General features: G+C 37.3%; 15 protein-coding genes. 9 read left to right on the top strand and 6 right to left on the bottom strand.

Going from position 1 to position 17759, the window contains the following annotated elements; translation table 11 throughout:
* The first annotated feature begins 8 nt into the window (after positions 1–8).
* The gene (locus CHB66_RS01470; RefSeq protein WP_089237220.1) at positions 9–806 is read left to right on the top strand and encodes a hypothetical protein; all 798 of its coding nucleotides are present in this window, start codon (positions 9–11) and stop codon (positions 804–806) included.
* Here CHB66_RS01470 and CHB66_RS01465 read toward each other — a convergent pair.
* Entirely contained in the window at positions 771–1370 is a 600-nt protein-coding gene (locus tag CHB66_RS01465) for a Pr6Pr family membrane protein (RefSeq protein WP_089237218.1), read from the bottom strand. The two genes, CHB66_RS01470 and CHB66_RS01465, sit on opposite strands and share 36 nt — an antisense overlap.
* Before the next feature lie 256 nt (positions 1371–1626).
* Here CHB66_RS01465 and CHB66_RS01460 point away from each other — a divergent pair, with 256 nt between their 5' ends.
* Both CHB66_RS01460 and CHB66_RS01455 read left to right on the top strand, forming a co-directional pair.
* Positions 1627–2439 carry an SDR family oxidoreductase gene (locus tag CHB66_RS01460; RefSeq protein WP_089237216.1) on the top strand — a complete coding sequence of 271 codons (813 nt, stop codon included), beginning with the start codon at positions 1627–1629 and terminating at the stop codon, positions 2437–2439.
* 5 nt (positions 2440–2444) lie between these two features.
* Complete coding sequence (locus CHB66_RS01455) at positions 2445–6386, top strand: AAA domain-containing protein (protein WP_089237215.1); 3942 nt, start codon at positions 2445–2447, stop codon at positions 6384–6386.
* 23 nt (positions 6387–6409) lie between these two features.
* Here CHB66_RS01455 and CHB66_RS01450 read toward each other — a convergent pair whose 3' ends face one another.
* Genes CHB66_RS01450 through recQ form a run of 4 tightly spaced genes read right to left on the bottom strand, consistent with a single transcriptional unit; the run spans position 6410 to position 11851 of the window.
* Positions 6410–6865 carry a gliding motility lipoprotein GldH gene (locus CHB66_RS01450; protein WP_089237443.1) on the bottom strand — a complete coding sequence of 152 codons (456 nt, stop codon included), beginning with the start codon at positions 6863–6865 and terminating at the stop codon, positions 6410–6412.
* The gene (gene ricT / locus CHB66_RS01445) at positions 6858–8315 is read right to left on the bottom strand and encodes a PSP1 domain-containing protein (RefSeq protein ID WP_089237213.1); all 1458 of its coding nucleotides are present in this window, start codon (positions 8313–8315) and stop codon (positions 6858–6860) included. Before ricT ends, CHB66_RS01450 begins: the two co-directional genes overlap by 8 nt.
* A 44-nt stretch (positions 8316–8359) precedes the next feature.
* Positions 8360–9658, bottom strand: coding sequence for a phosphoribosylamine--glycine ligase (gene purD / locus CHB66_RS01440; RefSeq protein WP_089237211.1), 1299 nt, complete (start codon positions 9656–9658; stop codon positions 8360–8362).
* A gap of 15 nt (positions 9659–9673) precedes the next feature.
* Positions 9674–11851 (bottom strand): DNA helicase RecQ, encoded by a 2178-nt coding sequence (gene recQ / locus CHB66_RS01435; protein WP_089237209.1) that lies wholly within the window; start codon positions 11849–11851, stop codon positions 9674–9676.
* A 100-nt stretch (positions 11852–11951) separates the two neighbouring features.
* On the opposite strand from recQ, the gene CHB66_RS01430 reads away from it, so the two are divergent.
* Positions 11952–12920 (top strand): KpsF/GutQ family sugar-phosphate isomerase, encoded by a 969-nt coding sequence (locus tag CHB66_RS01430; RefSeq protein ID WP_089237207.1) that lies wholly within the window; start codon positions 11952–11954, stop codon positions 12918–12920.
* Between the two features lie 9 nt (positions 12921–12929).
* Positions 12930–14003 carry a mannose-1-phosphate guanylyltransferase gene (locus tag CHB66_RS01425; protein ID WP_089237205.1) on the top strand — a complete coding sequence of 358 codons (1074 nt, stop codon included), beginning with the start codon at positions 12930–12932 and terminating at the stop codon, positions 14001–14003.
* 16 nt (positions 14004–14019) lie between these two features.
* Here the strand turns inward: CHB66_RS01425 and CHB66_RS01420 are convergent, their stop codons facing one another.
* Complete coding sequence (locus CHB66_RS01420) at positions 14020–14739, bottom strand: metallophosphoesterase family protein (protein WP_089237203.1); 720 nt, start codon at positions 14737–14739, stop codon at positions 14020–14022.
* Positions 14740–15001: 262 nt separating this feature from the next.
* Between CHB66_RS01420 and CHB66_RS01415 the strand changes: the two genes are divergently transcribed.
* The 4 genes from CHB66_RS01415 (at position 15002) to CHB66_RS01400 (ending at position 17694) form a co-directional block, all read left to right on the top strand.
* Positions 15002–15586, top strand: a complete 585-nt coding sequence (locus CHB66_RS01415; RefSeq protein WP_089237201.1) for a DUF4136 domain-containing protein — start codon at positions 15002–15004, stop codon at positions 15584–15586.
* Between the two features lie 109 nt (positions 15587–15695).
* The gene (locus CHB66_RS01410; protein ID WP_317045568.1) at positions 15696–16166 is read left to right on the top strand and encodes a type I restriction enzyme HsdR N-terminal domain-containing protein; all 471 of its coding nucleotides are present in this window, start codon (positions 15696–15698) and stop codon (positions 16164–16166) included.
* A gap of 90 nt (positions 16167–16256) precedes the next feature.
* A complete protein-coding gene (locus CHB66_RS01405) occupies positions 16257–16967 on the top strand; it encodes a Crp/Fnr family transcriptional regulator (protein WP_089237199.1) in 711 nt (236 codons plus the stop codon).
* A gap of 238 nt (positions 16968–17205) precedes the next feature.
* Entirely contained in the window at positions 17206–17694 is a 489-nt protein-coding gene (locus CHB66_RS01400; protein ID WP_170932404.1) for a rhodanese-like domain-containing protein, read from the top strand.
* Positions 17695–17759: the final 65 nt, after the last annotated feature.

Genomic DNA, 17759 nt, shown 5'->3' with positions numbered 1-17759 from the left:
GGTGGGAAATGAAATTTATATTTTATAAAAGGATGATTGTAAAGTTGATTTCTGATTATGGTCACAGAGAGAAAATCATCTCTAGGAATGCTGAATTTGTTGACGTAATTGAGCTTATTGATCAATTGGATTGGAATTTCTTTTATCAAATTGAAGTCCAAAAAGATAAGGATAATTGGATCGAAATAGGGGGGAGTCTTTTTGAAGATGGGTTTGCTGTGATATTATCCAAGGATGGAAACTCTTCAGTTTTAGAGAAGTCTCCAGAAAATTTAAAACAGATAAAAGCAATTATCCGCCTTTATTTTGAGGGGGAATTGAGCGAAATAAAGGATAGACTTCAAATCAAGCATAATCCCGATATTGAAAGGAAAAGTTTTTTAAGAGATTCAAAGTTAGGAGCTTATTTTTCTTTAGGGTTTCTATTGATCCTTGGGGCAATTTTCATCTTGATTCTTGGGCATTTTGGCAATTTGAATGGGATTCTTATGAAGTTTAGTAAAACAGATTATGCTAGAGCAGAAGTGATTAATGAACAACTAATATTAAGAAAAGGAACCCATTATGTGAAAATTGTCGAAATCAAGTATTTGGTAAATGAAGAAACGTATTCTGGGAAAATAAATGTAGGGATAAATAGAACAGGTATAGAAGTCGGAGACCATTTGAAAATCGAATATAGGGTGAGTAACCCAGAAGTGTATCAATATATTGGGAAATACGTGAAGCAAGTTAAAAGTTATCCTAGAAATAGTATTGAAGCTAAAAGATTAAAAGATTCTCTTAATCAAAATCATCCCACTTGACAAAAGCACAAAAAGTATCAATACGCCTAATGAATTGATCAATGTTTGCTGGTATCCAATTTCAGTAACATTGACAAAAGGGTAGGGGTAGAAACCTGAAACATGTCCTCTGATCAAAATGTAAAGTAGGTAAATAGCTGGATAAATTAGCCAATAGGGGATTTGAGACCAGTTGATCAGCTTCTTTTTTTCATAGAGAAACCAATAGATTAATGTAATTACTGGGGTTACTGAATGAAGCAATTCATCAACGATTTTCTGCATTCCCGTAGGTTCCCAAATTTGTCTTAGAACGAGTTGATAAATCAATCCTACAACCAAGATATAAATCGTAATAGCGGTAAGTCTTCCACCTTTGCCAAAAAATGAAGCGGGATTTTCTTTTTGGCTTTGACTTGTGAAATAGATCGCAACCAAAGTATTTGTCAAGATGGTAAAGAAGCTGAAGAATCGAATTATTGTTTCTGGGATAGATGCAATTCGATTTTCCATCATCAGGTAAAATTGCACGATAACAGCAAACCAAGCGATAATAGCAAAGACAATAGATAAATTTCTTTTCATATTTGATGTTTGATTGAATGAAACTTGAACAATACTCAAATCATTTACTTTTAGGGATAAGAGTTTCCATGATTAAAGAAATTTTATCTTTAAATTGATCAAAGATCAAGTTTGCCATATAATATTAAGGTTTTTCTCTAAAAATGGCTTATTTTGATGATATCTATTTATTGAAAGGAATTTTCCATCTAATCATTCAATCACCTATTTAGCATGCTTGCGAAATTTTTATCTTTGAAGTCAAATTTGAATTAAAATGAAGTTTAAAAATAAGGTAGTTATCATCACTGGAGCCACATCGGGAATCGGAGAAGCTTGTGCTATGGCATTTGGTCAGGAAGGTGCTCAGGTGGTGATCACTGGGAGGAGTCAAGTGAAGTTGGACAATACCTTGTCAAAGTTGCAGGGGGCAGGTATTGCTTGTCATGGAGTTTTGGCTGATGCGGCATCTGAAGCCGATAATCAGAGGATGGCTGAGGAAACCTTAAAGAAGTATGGTAAAATAGATGTCCTGATCAATAATGCAGGGATATCCATGCGCGCACTTTTTCAAGATTTGGATTTGAAAGTATTCAAACAAGTCATGGATGTGAATCTGTGGGGGACAGTATATGCTACCAAGTATTGCTTAGATCAGATCACTGCCAATCAAGGGAGCATCGTAGCCATTTCTTCAATCAATGGCTATAGGGGTACTCCTGCACGGACAGCCTACACTGCGAGCAAGTTTGCGATGAATGGTTTTATGGAATCACTCAGAACCGAGTTGCTCAAGAAAAATGTACATGTACTATTGGCCTGTCCTGGATTCACTGCATCCAATATTCGCAATAATGCGCTTCAAGCTGACGGCAAACCTCAAGGAGCATCTCCTAGGGATGAAGGAAAAATGATGACAGCAGAAGAAGTAGCTCTGGAGATTGTAAAGGCTACCTACAAGCGAAAAAGAGAGATCGTATTGACAGGTCAAGGAAAATTGGCGGTATTTTTGAATAAATGGATTCCTGGCATCATGGACAAAGTTGTTTACAATGAAATGGCCAAAGAAAAAGATTCTCCATTCAAATAAACTTTATGCTCAAAGAGACTTTTCAAATTTATCTCAATCGATTGACCGATTTATCCTCTAGAAATCGATCACTCTACTTGTCCAAGCTTCACGCTTCACAAATGATAGATTTGAAAAGTTTTGATTTTTTGAATCATCATCCAGCTTTTAATTACATCAAAATGTTGATAGAGGGAAAGAAAAGCTTTCCGCTGATCCCTATATCCGATCCAAGAGATCAGCACGTCAACAAGGCTTCCAGAGACCTCAATAGAATTCTCCATCAAGTTCAGCTCACTGAAGAAGAGACAGGAGAGAAAAGTTTGTACTTGGCTTATCCATTTGTGGAAGGCAAATTGCTCAATGGACAAGTGGTCAGATGTCCTTTGATCTTTTTTCCTATCAAGCTAACCAAAGAACAAGAAAGCTGGATAATCCAAAGAAATCAAGATGATCAAGCTGTATTCAATAAAACTTTTCTTTTGTCTTACGAGAGAGCTTATGGCAAGACACCAATTAGCGAAGATGACTTGATTTTAGAGGATTATCCAGACGAGGCTATGGCTTTTCGGACTGCGTTGTATGAAGTGCTCAAGGATAATTTTTCGATCAATTTCAATCAAAAATTATATGAAGATAAACTTGAGCCTTTCCCTGAATCAGCCAAAAGCCTAGATGAAGCTAAGTTAAAGACAGGGGAACTCAAATTGATGCCATATGCAGTTTTGGGTCAGTTTTCTCAAAAGACTAGTTTTTTGATGGAGGATTATTCCGAACTGATAAAGGAAAGTGCTTACACCGATCTCGAAGAATTATTTACTGCTTATTTCGCTCCAGAAGATGATATACAAATCCCAAGAGAAGATCAGCTTTACCATGTTTTTCCTTTAGATGCTAGCCAAGAAGAAGTGGTCAAAGCAGTCAGAGCTGGCAACTCCTGTGTGGTAGAAGGCCCCCCTGGGACAGGGAAGTCTCAGTTGATCAGTAATCTGGTAGTTGATTTCATTGCAAGAGGTAAAAAAGTCCTAGTAGTTTCTCAAAAAAGAGCCGCTTTGGATGTTGTTTATAAAAGATTAAATGAAAAGGCCTTCGGCTCCTTTTTAGCTTTGGTACATGACTTCAGAGCAGATAGAAAGTCACTTTTTGAGAAAATCAAAGCCCAAATAGATTCTATTGAGCAATACCAGGACTTGAATAGAAGCATCAATGCCATTCAATTGGAGCGAGAGTTCTCTCAACTGTCTAGAACCATAGAAATGCACCTAGAGTATCTTGATGAACTTAAGAAAAGCCTTTTCAACACTGAGGAATGTGGCATTCCAATCAAGCAACTCTACATGACATCTAGGATGGGGGAAGAGTCACTAGACTTAACACAGTATTACAAAAAATTCCACTGGGATCGGATAGGGGAGTTTTTGAGAAATTTGAAATCCTATGAAGTTTATTATCGCAAGTATCAGCATGCACAGTCATTTTGGTTGCATAGGGTTGATTTTAGTGGTTTTGGAGCAGCAGCTGCCCAGCGTATCAAAGAGACTTTGACTGAAATTGATGATTTGAAATCTAGATTCGATGAGATCTTTGGAGAAACTACTGAGCTAGATTCTACTTATTTATTTTCACTTTATGACCAGCGAGAAAAACTGCAAGCTCTAAAGCATTTTCTCCATAGGGTGGACAGTCAAAAAGCTTTTGATCAAATCAAGGATGTTCCGATCGAAGAATTTGATTTGCTATGGATTGAAAATAAGGTAGAAACTGTTAAAGGTTTACTCTCTCAAGAAGGGGTTGTTTGGAGCTTGCCTGATGGAGAGATTCAAGAATATCTAAGCTTGGCTTTAGATTATATACAGTCCAAAACTACTGTTTTGGGAAAAATCAATTTATTTTTCAATAAAAACAAATTCAGTTCATTAAAGAAACTATTGGAATCAGAAGGGTTGACGACTTCTTTACACGATTTGAACTTATTAATAAGCAGGCTAGAGAATAGGCTGAATCTCAATCATCAATATACGCTTTTGGATAGTAAATCTTGGCTGGAAATGCCGGCTAAGCCATTTAATTTTGTTGTCTTTAATCATTATACATCAAGTTTACTTGAAGCTATTCAGGCAAGGTTTGTTTTGAAAGATTTAGATGGAATTGATGACACAATTCATGAGCAATCTCCATCAGCTCAGGCGCTTTTGACTTTGCTAGCCCAATTGGAATCCTTCACTCAGGAAATTGAACTTAAGCTAAAAATCTGGTCTGTTTATCTCAGTAAAATACAGATTCAACACTTAGTTTCCCATGCTTCTGGAGAAAGTTTTTTGGAACAAAAAGAGCAGATTCCTTTTGTGTTTGATGACCTTTTAGCTTTTGATACCCTGAGGGCTAAATTGTCCACAGAGGATAAGTCTGTGATGGAAAAGCTCTTGAACGATTTCCCGGAGGAAGATTTTGATCAATTAAGTTATCACTTTTTGGTCGCTTTGAGCAATGCATGGATAGACCATATTGAATCCAAATACCCTGTTCTCAGGGAAGTGGCCACGCCGAAGTTTCAGGATGTACAGCAAGAACTCGTGCAGGCGATAGAAGAAAAGTGGAAAATTTCTCAATACATTTCCGAGTTGAGAATTAGAGAACAAACATTCCGAAATCTGGAATTTAACCGACTCAATAATCTTGTCACTTATAGGGAGCTTTTGCATCAAGTGAGTAAAAAGAGAAGGCTTTGGTCTATTAAAAAGCTAATAGCCACATTTGAGAATGAATTGTTCAAGCTGATCCCTTGTTGGCTTGCATCGCCAGAGACTGTTTCGGCTTTATTTCCAATGAAACAGGAGTTTGATTTAGTGATTTTTGATGAAGCATCACAATGCTATGTAGAGAAAGGTATCCCAGCTATGTTGAGAGCTAAGCAGGTAGTCATAGCAGGAGATTCACAACAATTGCAACCATATGATTTGTATCAAGCCAAAATGGAAACAGAAGAGGAAGGTATAGACTTAGAAACGGAATCACTTTTGGAGCTAGCTTCTGGCTATTTTAAGAAGTTTTGGCTCAAAGGACATTATAGAAGTGCGCAGAGGTCTTTGATTGATTTTTCCAATCAGCATTTTTATAAAAACAAATTAGAAATGCTAGTAGATAGGGAGCTACTCAATCAAGAGATTAATCCTTTTCACTTGGTCAAACTAGATGGTATTTGGGAAAAACAACAAAATACCGTAGAAGCAGAAGAGGTCTTGAATCAAATCAAAGAAATTCAGCAAAGTAATTCCGATTGGTCTATCGGGGTGATTACTTTCAATTATTTCCAGATGGAGCTAATCATTGAGCTGATAGAGCATGAAGAAAACATCAAACAGGAAATGGTCGCTGTGAAGAATATTGAGAATGTCCAAGGTGATGAGTTTGATTGGGTAATTTTCTCCATCGGTTATGCCAAAAACAAAGCAGGTAAGCTGATAGCGAATTTTGGAATGCTTTCTAAAAAAGGAGGGGCTAATAGATTGAATGTAGCCATCACTCGTGCAAGAAAAAGAGTGACTTTGGTAACGAGTTTGTCTTCTCGGGATTTTAAAAAAGGGCAAGTAGAAAATCAAGGTATAAAAATGCTTAGAGATTACTTAGCCTTTGTAGAAGGTCAAGTGGAGGGTCTAATTGAAAGAGAAGAACTCCCATCTTCAATGGGTTTTGTTGATAGTTGGTCTCTCAAAAAGCGGTTGAAATCAATTAACGAAGAACAGACTCTACATCTTTTCACAGAAACTTCTTGGATGGATCTTGCTGTGAGAAGTAAAGAGGAGGGATATCTTGAGGCAGTTTTGACAGACGATCAAAGACTTTATGATTCTTCTGGTGCAAAAGAAGCATTTGTCTATCATCCATTACAGCTCAAAGCCAAAAACTGGCCTTTTCATTTTTATTTCAGTAGACAATATTGGATGGGAAAGGAGCTTTTTGAAAAGTAAGTAGCAGTAAGGAATTTCGCTTTTTATTTCTTCACTTGTTTGAATCCAATGGCCTCGATACCTTCAAGTGCATCTACTCGCATATATTGTACAAACTCAATCTTGTGATATTGGCCTTGACTTTCAATAGGCAGTGTGTCCATTCTTGTAAAAGTACTTCCAAAGCCTTTCCCTGTTGGTTTCCCTTCTTTGCTATCAAAAAGCCTGATATTTAATAGTTGACTTTCTAAGGTATTGCCAGAGCTGTCAGAAAGAAAATATTTGAAATATAGATTCCTATAGGCATAGTCAGTATTGTACTTTACTGCGATTAAAGCAATGGTATTTTCTTGGGGATTTAATTCAAAACTAACAGTGTCATTGATGTGCCAGCTTTGTTTTTCCAAACCTTGATATGCTTCAAACACCCTATCACTGCTACATGCCTGTAGTAGTGATAGGGTAATTACTAAACACAAGCCAAAGGAAAATCTAGTCATTTTGACTTCCATTAGGTTGATCTCCTTTTGGTCCGCCTTTTCTTGGTGGAAACCTTCTTTTTCCTCCATTATTTCGGTTTTCCTTAGGATTTGTATCATTATTTCCTTCAGGTTTTGAAGCTTGTTTAGCTTGAGCTTTCGACTTATTTTCAGCAGGAGTATTGCCTTGTGTTTTGTTTTCAGGATTTCTTCTTCCAGGCTTATTCCTTCTGTTTCTATCTCTTTCTGTTCTGTTTTCACCAGAAGATTTTTGGTCTTTTCCCGCTTGTGTTTGGGGATTTTCTCTTTTTGGAGGGTTGCTTTGTCCAGATTGATTTTCAGGTGCTCCTAGCTCCCGGTTTCTTGGTTTTTTCTTTTTCTTCTTCTTTTTGGAAGTAGCAAACTTTTTGTCTAGCGCTTCCAATTCCAACGTAGCTTTAGATGCTTTGTCTTCTACATCTTTAGCATTATTGTTTTGTAGATCAAAAGGCTTTACATCTTTTGCGTTGAGCTCTTGGATCTCTTTTACTCTTTCACACGTAATTGAGTACCAGTTATTTTCATTGTTGTAACTGAACCACATCAGTTTTCTGAAAATGTCCGTCTTTTGTAATTTTGCGGAGCCTGCTTCTGTCATCAATGGTCTGTCTACATTTGGGATATCCTCCAATGCAGACATGTAGGTGTCCAGTTCATAATTTAGACAGCACTTTAATCGACCGCATTGACCAGATAGTTTAGTGGGGTTTAGGGACAGGTTTTGATATCTCGCTGCAGAGGTACTGACACTCTTGAAGTCATGAATCCATGTAGAGCAGCATAATTCTCTACCACAAACGCCAATTCCTCCAAGCCTTCCTGCCTCTTGTCGGAGGCTAATTTGACGCATCTCTACTCTGATTTTGAATTCAGACGCGAGGAGTTTTATCAATTCTCTAAAATCAACTCGGTCTTCAGCAGAATAATAAAAAGTAGCTTTGGAATTATCAGCCTGGAATTCTACATCTGATAATTTCATGTCTAATTTAAGCTCGTCTATGATCTGCTTCGTGCGGTAGATGGTCGGCACCTCACGGTTTTTGGCCTCCTCCCATTTTTCTATATCTTTTTGATTTGCTACTCGATAGATTCTCAGGATATTGTCATCATTCCTGATCTTTCTTTTTTGCATTTGAAGTCTTACCAATTCACCTTGTAATGAAACCCAGCCAATATGATGCCCATTGGGTACATCTACTACTACAGGGTCGCCTGTAGTCAGTGAAATGTGGTCTACATTCCTGTAATACTCTTTTCGTCCACCCTTAAACTTTACTTCAACGATGTCAAACTTATCTACTACTGGGATTCCCATATGAGAAAGCCAGTCAAAAGCATTCATTTTATTACAATCGCTCGTGCCACAGGTGCCGTTATTTTGACATCCTCCGCTTCCACCTGAGGTGGTTGAGCAGCTACTACATCCAGCCATAATTCTTTATATCTAGGGAGCCTTTGCTCCTCCTTGGTTTGGGTTTACTTCTGTAATCTCAAAATATCCTGTCCTATGTCTTTTCTGAAATATAAGTCATCCCAGCAAATACCAGACACTGTTTCATAAGCATTTACAAGAGCCTGTTGGACATCATGTCCTATACCAGTGATAGCCATGACGCGACCACCGTTGGTAAGGACTTCATTTTTTTCATTCAGCGTAGTCCCTGCATGAAAGATTAGCGCAGTGTTATCATTTCCAAATCTATCCAGCCCAGAGATTTTGTCTCCTTTTCGATAGTCCCCTGGATAACCACCCGCCACCATGACTACTGTGGTTGTGGTGAAGCTTTCCAGCTCAATTTTATATTGATCTAGCTGCTTGGTTCCCATTGCATGCAATAAATCTACGAAATCACTGTTGATTCTCGGTAAGACTGCCTGGGTTTCGGGGTCTCCCATGCGCACATTGTACTCTATGACATAAGGATCCCCTCCAATATTCATCAAGCCTATGAAGAGAAACCCAGTGTATCTGATAGACTCTTCTTGTAAGCCTTTGACAGTAGGGATCACCACTCTTTCTTCTACTTTTTGCATGAAAGCTACATCAGCAAATGGGACTGGGCTCACTGCTCCCATTCCGCCGGTATTCAGGCCTGTGTCTGCTTCGCCGATTCTTTTGTAATCCTTTGCCTCCGGGAGGATTTTGTAACTTTTACCATCGGTAGCTACAAATACAGAAAGTTCTATTCCATCCAAAAATTGCTCAATGACAACTTTTGAAGATGCATCTCCAAATTTGCTTTCAAGTAGCATTTCTTTCAAGTAGTCCTTGGCTTCTTGGTGACTTTGACAAATCAATACTCCTTTTCCAGCTGCAAGTCCATCTGCTTTAAGTACGATGGGAGTTTGTTGCTTGTCAATGAAATTTAGCCCTTCTTCTATATTTTCCTTGGTGAATGTCTCTGAAGCAGCTGTTGGGATTTGATGGCGATCCATAAACTGCTTGGAATAATCTTTAGATCCTTCAAGTTGTGCTCCCTCTTTGCTTGGGCCAATTACGGGAATATTAGCTGTTTGAGGATTTGACTCGAAATAATCCACAATTCCTTTGACCAACGGTTCCTCCGGACCTACTACGATCATCTCGATTTGATTGGCCAATACAAATTCTGTGATTTTAGCAAAATCAGTAATGGATAAATTGACATTTTCCGCGATTTGAGCTGTGCCTGCATTTCCAGGGGCTACAAAAAGTTTGGTGCAGTTTTGACTGTTTATGATCTTCCAAGCGAAGGCATGTTCTCTTCCTCCGCTACCTAATAATAGTATATTCATGGAATGAAATTCGGTTTAATTGGCGTGCTCTGAAATGAATTTAACTCTGTACACTCTGATTTCTTCTTCAGCAAAGTCCTCGTCTTCTAATTCATTTAATGCAGCTTTGATATTGTCTGTTTCAGCATTCATGAAATATTCGTGGAGAAGATCTTCTCTTTCTTCGTCCATGATATTTTCGATGTAATAATTGATATTCAACTTGGTCCCACTATAGATGATTTGCTCTATCTCTTGTAGCAATTCACTCATGGAAAGGTTTAGGTTTTCAGCAATTTCATCCAAATCTATTTTTCTATCTACTTGCTGAATAATTGATATTTTAACTTTTGATCGACTTCCTGATGTTTTGACGACCACATCTGAAGCCGTCATAATATCATTTTCTTCTACATAAGTAGCGATTAACTTTAAGAAAGACGCTCCAAATTTAGCTACTTTTCCCATTCCCACCCCATTAATTTGGGCCAATTCCTCACGGGTGGTTGGGTATACAGTGGCCATCTCTTCCAGAGAGGGGTCTTGAAAAATTACATAAGGTGGTAGACCTTTGGATTTTGCAACCTTTTTTCTTTCTGCCTTGAGCAGCTCAAAAAGATTTTCGTCATAAGATTTCCCATTAGCAGACAATACCTCAGGAGTTTCGTCGATCATCATTTGTTCAAAATCATGATCTTTGCTCATTTGTATACCGTAAGGCTCTTTTAGGAAATCTTGTCCTTTTTGAGTAATTTTTATGACACCATAATTTTCAATGTCTTTTTCAAGAAAATCATTGATCATGGCCTGTCTGATCACTGTTTTCCATAGCCTTTCATCATCATCCTTACCAATGCCAAAAAGTGCTAACTTATCATGACTATAGCTGACCATGTAATCGTTTTGCTCTCCGCGGATCACATTGACTATGTGGTCAATATTGAATCGATTGTTGGTTTCTTTTACCGCTTGTATAGCCGTAACCAAATAGTCCTTTCCATCGAATTTTTCTTTTGGATGTTTGCAGTTGTCGCAGAATCCACAGTCTTTTTCCATGTACTCTCCGAAATAATGGAGGAGCGTTTTTCTTCTGCAAACAGAACTTTCTGCATAAGCAGCCATTTCCTGAAGCAAGACCTTGGCATTTTCTCGTTCGGTGACAGGTTTGTCTTTGTTGAATTTATCCAGCTTGATGATATCATCATATCTGTAAAACATCAAGCAATGCCCTTCTAGCCCATCCCTACCAGCTCTTCCTGTCTCTTGGTAATAACCTTCAAGGGATTTAGGTACATCATAATGTATAACATATCGCACATCAGGCTTATCAATCCCCATCCCAAAAGCGATGGTAGCTACAATCACATCGACTTCTTCATTGAGGAAGTCATCTTGATTTTTGATTCTGACAGACTGATCCAAGCCAGCATGGTAAGGTGCTGCATTGATACCATTTACTTGTAGCAAAGCAGCTATTTCTTCTACTTTTTTTCTACTTAAGCAATAGATAATGCCGGACTTACCTTTTTGACCTTTGATGTATTTGATGATCTGCTTTTTGGTCTCGTTTTTTACTTTGGGGCGAACTTCATAATAGAGGTTGGTTCTATTAAAAGAAGACTTATATAGGTCAGCTTCCTCCATTTGAAGGTTACGTTGTATATCCTGCTGTACTTTTGGAGTAGCGGTAGCTGTCAAGGCAATAATGGGTAATTTTTCGCCTATCTGAGCAATGATTGATTTGATCCTTCTGTATTCTGGTCTAAAGTCATGCCCCCATTCTGAAATACAATGCGCTTCGTCAATGGCCACAAAGCTTAAGTTGGCTTCTTTAAGAAACTGCACATTCTCCTCCTTCGTCAAGGACTCTGGCGCCACATAGAGAAGCTTGGTTTTTCCAGCCAAAACTTCTTTCTTGACCTTATTGGTTTCAGATTTATTGAGGGTGGAGTTGAGAAAATAAGCATTGATTCCAAATGCATTGAGTTGATCTACCTGATTCTTCATCAAGGCTATCAATGGGGAGATGACTACGGCTGTCCCATCCTTGATCACAGCAGGGAGCTGATAGCAAAGAGACTTACCGGCTCCTGTAGGCATGATGACGAAGGTATTACTGCCTCCAAGAATATTGTCTACGATGGCTTCCTGGTTTCCGCGAAACTGGCTAAAACCAAATATCTGTTTGAGATTATCTTTTACTTTCTGATCCACTTCACGTGCATGTTTTAATGTCCCTCTTTAGGGCTTTCATTAAACTTTAAGGATTTCTTTTTTACCTTTGATACAAATTTAATGATAAAGCCCGTCAAAATTGAAATTAACAAAAAATATTAAAACAAGCGCTATAAAGGTCCTTCAAAAGGAGTCTGAAGCAATACAAAATCTAATAAATTACATTGACGAGGATTTTGTGACTTGTGTGGAAGCTATATTGTCTTCAGAGGGTAGGGTAGTGATCACTGGAATCGGCAAAAGTGCCATCATTGCAAACAAAATTGTAGCTACACTTAACTCTACTGGGACACCCGCACTTTTTATGCATGCAGCCGATGCTATTCATGGTGATCTAGGTATGATCCAAAAAGAAGATTTTGTAATTTGTATTTCAAAAAGTGGCAATACACCAGAGATAAAAGTTTTAGTTCCTCTTCTCAAAAGATTAGGATCCAAGTTGATTGCATTGGTAAGTAATACTAAAAGTTATTTGGCTGAGCATGCGGACTATGTGCTCAATGCTACTATTGCAGAGGAAGCCTGTCCAAATAATCTTGCTCCTACTACTAGTACCACAGTACACATGGCAATGGGGGATGCTTTAGCTGTCTGCTTGTTAGAAGCACGAGGTTTTTCGTCAGAAGATTTTGCCAAATACCATCCTGGGGGTGCTCTTGGGAAGCAGCTTTACCTAACAGTCGCTGATGTGGTTCCAAAAAATCTAGCCCCCAAAGTCTCTGAAAACGCACCTTTATCAGAAATCATCGTTGAGATCAGTAGCAAAAGGTTGGGGGCTACTGCTGTAGTAGATGACAATGATCAACTCTTGGGGATTATTACAGATGGGGATTTGAGAAGAATGCTACTTTCTGGAGCTGACATCAATCAAGTAAGGGCTTCAGAAATCATGACTAAAAATCCAAAATCAATAGCTCAGACTGAATTTGCTATAAGAGCACTTAATGAAATGAAAGAACACAATATTACCCAATTGGTTGCAATGGATGCTGATAAAATTGTAGGTTTCATCCATATTCACGATTTGATGAAAGAAGGAATAGTTTAATTAATTGAGATGCAGGATAAACCATATATTGTGATCATGGCAGGTGGAATAGGTTCCCGCTTTTGGCCATATAGTAGACACGGAAAACCAAAGCAGTTTTTAGATGTCCTAGGAACAGGAAGGACACTTCTTCAGATGACTTTTGATAGATTTTTAAATTTGACTGATATAGATAGATTTTTTGTTGTTACCAATAAAAAGTATCAACATTTGGTCAAAGAACAATTACCGGAAATTCCAGAATCTCAAATTTTATCTGAACCTCTGAGAAGAAACACAGCTGCATGCATTGCTTATGCAAGTTATAAAATTGCTCAAAAAGACTCAGAAGCCAAAGTAGTAGTTACTCCAGCAGATCACTTGATTCTTAAAGAATTCAATTTTATTCAAAAAATCAAACAATCACTTCAAGCTGCGGATATTGAAAATCACTTGATCACAATTGGGATCAAGCCAAATCGTCCTGAGACTGGTTATGGGTATATCCAATACATTGTCAACGAGAAGGCTGAAGCAAAAAAAGTAAAGACCTTTACTGAAAAGCCAAATGCTAAATTAGCCAAAGCGTTTATTGAAAGTGGTGACTTTGTTTGGAATTCAGGGATGTTTGCATGGAAAGTTCAAAGTATTATTCATGCTTTTGAAAAATTCATGCCTGAGGTAGCCGAGATTTTTGAGGAAGGTTTTGCATTTTATGATACTGATAGGGAAGAAGCATTTATCAATAAAGCTTATTCCCAAGTTAAAAATGTTTCCATTGATTATGGAATCATGGAAAAATCGAATCAGGTATATGTCGTCTTAGGGGATTTTGGATGGTCGGATTTGGGGTCTTGGATGAGTTTGTACGAGTTGCAACCAAAAGATAAAGGAAATAACGTCGTTGAAGCAAATGCCCTTTTGTACGACACAGAGAATTCCTATATCAAAGTAAATTCAGATAAGCTTGTGGTAGTCCAAGGTTTAAATAACTATCTGATCAATGAATCTGAAAATGTATTATTGATATGTAAGCTAGATGCCGAAAAGAAGTTCAGGGAATTTGTCATTGATGCCAAAGCAAAAGGGGAAGACTTTGTATAGTCTTCCCCTTTTTTTATCAATTTGATAAACTGATGTTTTGTCCTTTATTGTTGATGACCATTCCTGTAGGTAATGTGTTTTTATGCTCTATATCTCTAGGGTCAGTTGGTATAGTAATGACTTCGATCAAAGTTCCATCCTTCTTTAGTTTGATACCCGTAAGGTAATTCCCTTTATAAGCTCCTGTATCTATATTCCAAGAGTTGGAAGCTTCAAGATATTCTGGATTGGTTCCAGTCAATGGTGTATGTCCAATGATTTGAAGTTTACCCATGTGAATCAAGGGTTTCCTATTCCATAGAACTCCATCTGGATTATGAATATCAAAGGGTGAACCTACACCAGAAAACCCAGCATGGGAGATCAAGACATTCTTATTTTCCCAAGATAAAGGCATGGTGTTCAACCAGCCCAAATAAAAGTATGGGTCCAGCTTATGTGCTTTAAATTGCTCCAAAGTTTCTCTGCCTCCGTTTTCAAGCCAATGCTCAGAATTTGGCTCACCTTGAAGATACCTAATCATCATCTGCTCATGATTGCCTCTTAGGAAATGGACGGAGTTTTTGAACACCTTCTTGACCTCAAATGCAAGCCTGATAGTCAAAGGAGAAAAGTTCCCCCTGTCGACTAGGTCTCCAAGCTGTATCAGCGTCTCAGTTTTTGGTTCCCAATGATCCATCAACTTGAGATATGTATGGAAGCAACCGTGCACATCACCAATGATAAAAAGTGACATATTTTTTAAGTTTTTTAGATGATTTTTTCAATGATTTTTACCATTGATTTCTTAACGAAAGTAAGCGATTCTAGCGTGATTTGGGCATTTTTTCTTAAAAAAAATCGCATAAATCTTTGATCTCCAATATCCTATATTTCACAAACAAAAATTCATATATGAAGTTAATTTTTTGTTTTACTTCATTTTGATAAAATCACTGCTTAAATTAAAGAAAATTCCAAAATGTGAATATTTGATTGATAACTTTACCTATTTCAGTATGAAAAATCTCAAATTAGCTTTCCTTGTTTTCCTTATTATAGGCACAGGATGCATGTCTCAAAAAGATTATATTGCAGAGTATGATTTTAATTATTCTGCGAATTTCAAAAGATATAAAACATTTGGGTTTGTAGAAAATCCAGATGATCATGAAGACATGGAAGTAGTTGATATCATTCGTCGCTCCATTTCCAATAGACTGGATTCTCAAGGGTTTAGATTTGATGAATCAAGGCCAGATTTACTAGTCAATTATAAAGTGTATAAAGAAGAGGTGAAATATAGAGGGTACGACCAGCCAAACTTTGATTATTGGTTGCAAAGAAAAGGGGCATTAGTGACTGAGGAAGAGGAGGTGCTGAAGGATGAACTCAAAGAAAAGGATGAGAATTATAATCGTGTAAAATATGCTCAAAATGATGGGATGTTGGTTGTCTTTGTTATAGATAACAAAAGAGGGAATACTGTTTGGCAAGGCTACACTTCAGCAATTTTTGATTATAGTTCGCCTGAATTAAAAACAGATCTTACACGAGCTACTTATAAGGTCATGGACCAGTTTAGGGTCTTAACAAGGAATTAAATAAATTTTGCTCACAAATTGTGATTGATAGGCTCCTTTTCAAAAAGGAGCCTATAATTTTTTCGCAGATTCGGTCTTTTTCTTGACTAAAACCTAACATATTTGTGTCATGATGGATGAAAGATTTCCTTTTTTGAGTGAACCGCTCAATTTCCCCAAATTTGAGTTCAAATTTCAAGACGAGCAAGATGGAAAGTTGAGCATATTTGATCCACTACGTAAAAAATATTTGATTTTAACACCAGAAGAATGGATCCGTCAGCATATCATTCAAGTCTTGATTCAAAAATACGACTATCCAAGAAGCTTGTTTGCTTTGGAAAGAGGTTTGAAATATAACCGACTTCAAAAAAGATTTGATGTACTTGTGTATGATAGAAACGGAGCGCCATTTTTATTAGTAGAATGTAAGGCGTCTGATGTGAAGCTCACTCAGAAAACAGTGGAACAGGTCTGCGTTTACAACAAAACTATCCAAGCTCCATATTTAGGAATCAGTAATGGTAAACAGCATATTTTTATGAAATTTGAGGAATTGAGTAATAACTTTGTTCAAATCAGTGATTTGCCTAGAATTTAGTTTATTGCTTCTCAATTATATGACAAATGTTTGTTTTTTGATTATATTTAGACATTGAAGAAGTGAATAATATTAACCCCATTTTAGGCTATGATTAGAGAAAAAGCAAGTCCGTGTGAACTTTGTCTAAGTAGGAAATTTTCAATGTTTGCAGATTTGACGGATGTTCATCTTTGCAATATTTCCGATAATAAGAATTTCATATCACATAAGAAAGGACAGATTTTGTACTACGAAGGGACTAAGCCTCTCGGTGTCTTTTGTGTGAGTTCTGGAATTGTCAAGGTTTTTAAAACAGCCTCAAACGGTAAGGAACAAATCATTCGGCTAGCTCAGAAGGGAGATTTTCTTGGATACTCGTCTATGCTTGGAGAAGAAGCTTATTCTAATACAGCCACAATTGTCGAGGATGCCAAAATATGTTTTGTTCCTAAGGAAGTCTTTTTGAAAGTCTTGGTAGAGGATAACAATTTCCATAGAAGATTGACAAAAGCACTCTGTAATGATCTCGGCATGATGGAAGAAAAACTAACTGATGCAACACAAAAAACAATCAGGGAGAGACTTGCTTTTACGCTTCTGAAACTCAGTGATACTTATGGTGTAGATGGAGGTGAAGGTGAAAAAATTGATGTAGTATTGACTAGAGAAGAGATAGCAGGCTTAGTTGGTACTGCTACAGAGACTGTCATCAGGTTGCTTTCTGAATTTAAGAAAGATAATTTGATTGAATTTGAAGGTAAAAAAATCATTGTCAATGATAAAAAAGGACTTGCTAGGCTAAGTGATTTTTATGGGTAATATTCATTGTCGTGTAGATAAGGGCATAAGTTGATTTAAACTTTTCCAAAGTTTGATTAAAGTTAAATTGAACTTATTTCACATACATAAACTTTGGAAATGTTATCCTAAATTAATATCATTTGTTGATGAGCAGCAATTAATTATACCATCAAGAAAGTCTCATGTCGATCACATACGAGGCTTTTGTTTTTTATTTTGGATTTGAACTTTAGGAAACCGCGAATGTTTGAGTAGTATGAAATTCATTTCCTCAGTATTTCTCTTGATTTTCACAACTTATACTATGGCCAATGCTCAGAGTTTTGCCTACAAGACCTTATTGAAGGGTGTGTATGATTCAGAATTCCCTGTTATTTATCCCGAGAATGACTCTCTGATCCGTAAAGCGGTTTTGTTGGATACACGAGAAAAGAGAGAGTATGAGGTGAGTCATTTAGAAAATGCCAAGTGGGTAGGTTACGAGACTTTTGATCTTGATTTGGTCAAAGATATCCCCAAGGATCAAGTAGTCATAGTCTACTGCTCCATAGGGGCAAGGAGCCAAGATATTGGCAAAAAACTTCAAGCATCAGGTTATTCTCAGGTGTACAATTTATATGGAGGGATTTTTCATTGGGTAAATGAAGGGAACAGGGTCTACAACCAAAATGGTCAGACCACAGATATTCATCCATACAGTAATACTTGGGGGATTTGGTTGAATAAAGGAGTAAAGCGATACTAAGCGAGCAATTGTCTTGTAAAATACAATAAACTTGGTTTCATCAAAGTGTCTTTCTAATCCGAATG

This window comes from Belliella buryatensis, assembly GCF_900188245.1.
Classification (GTDB): domain Bacteria; phylum Bacteroidota; class Bacteroidia; order Cytophagales; family Cyclobacteriaceae; genus Belliella; species Belliella buryatensis.
Note: the sequence above shows the minus strand (reverse complement) of the source record. Positions and strands in the feature narration are given on the sequence as shown.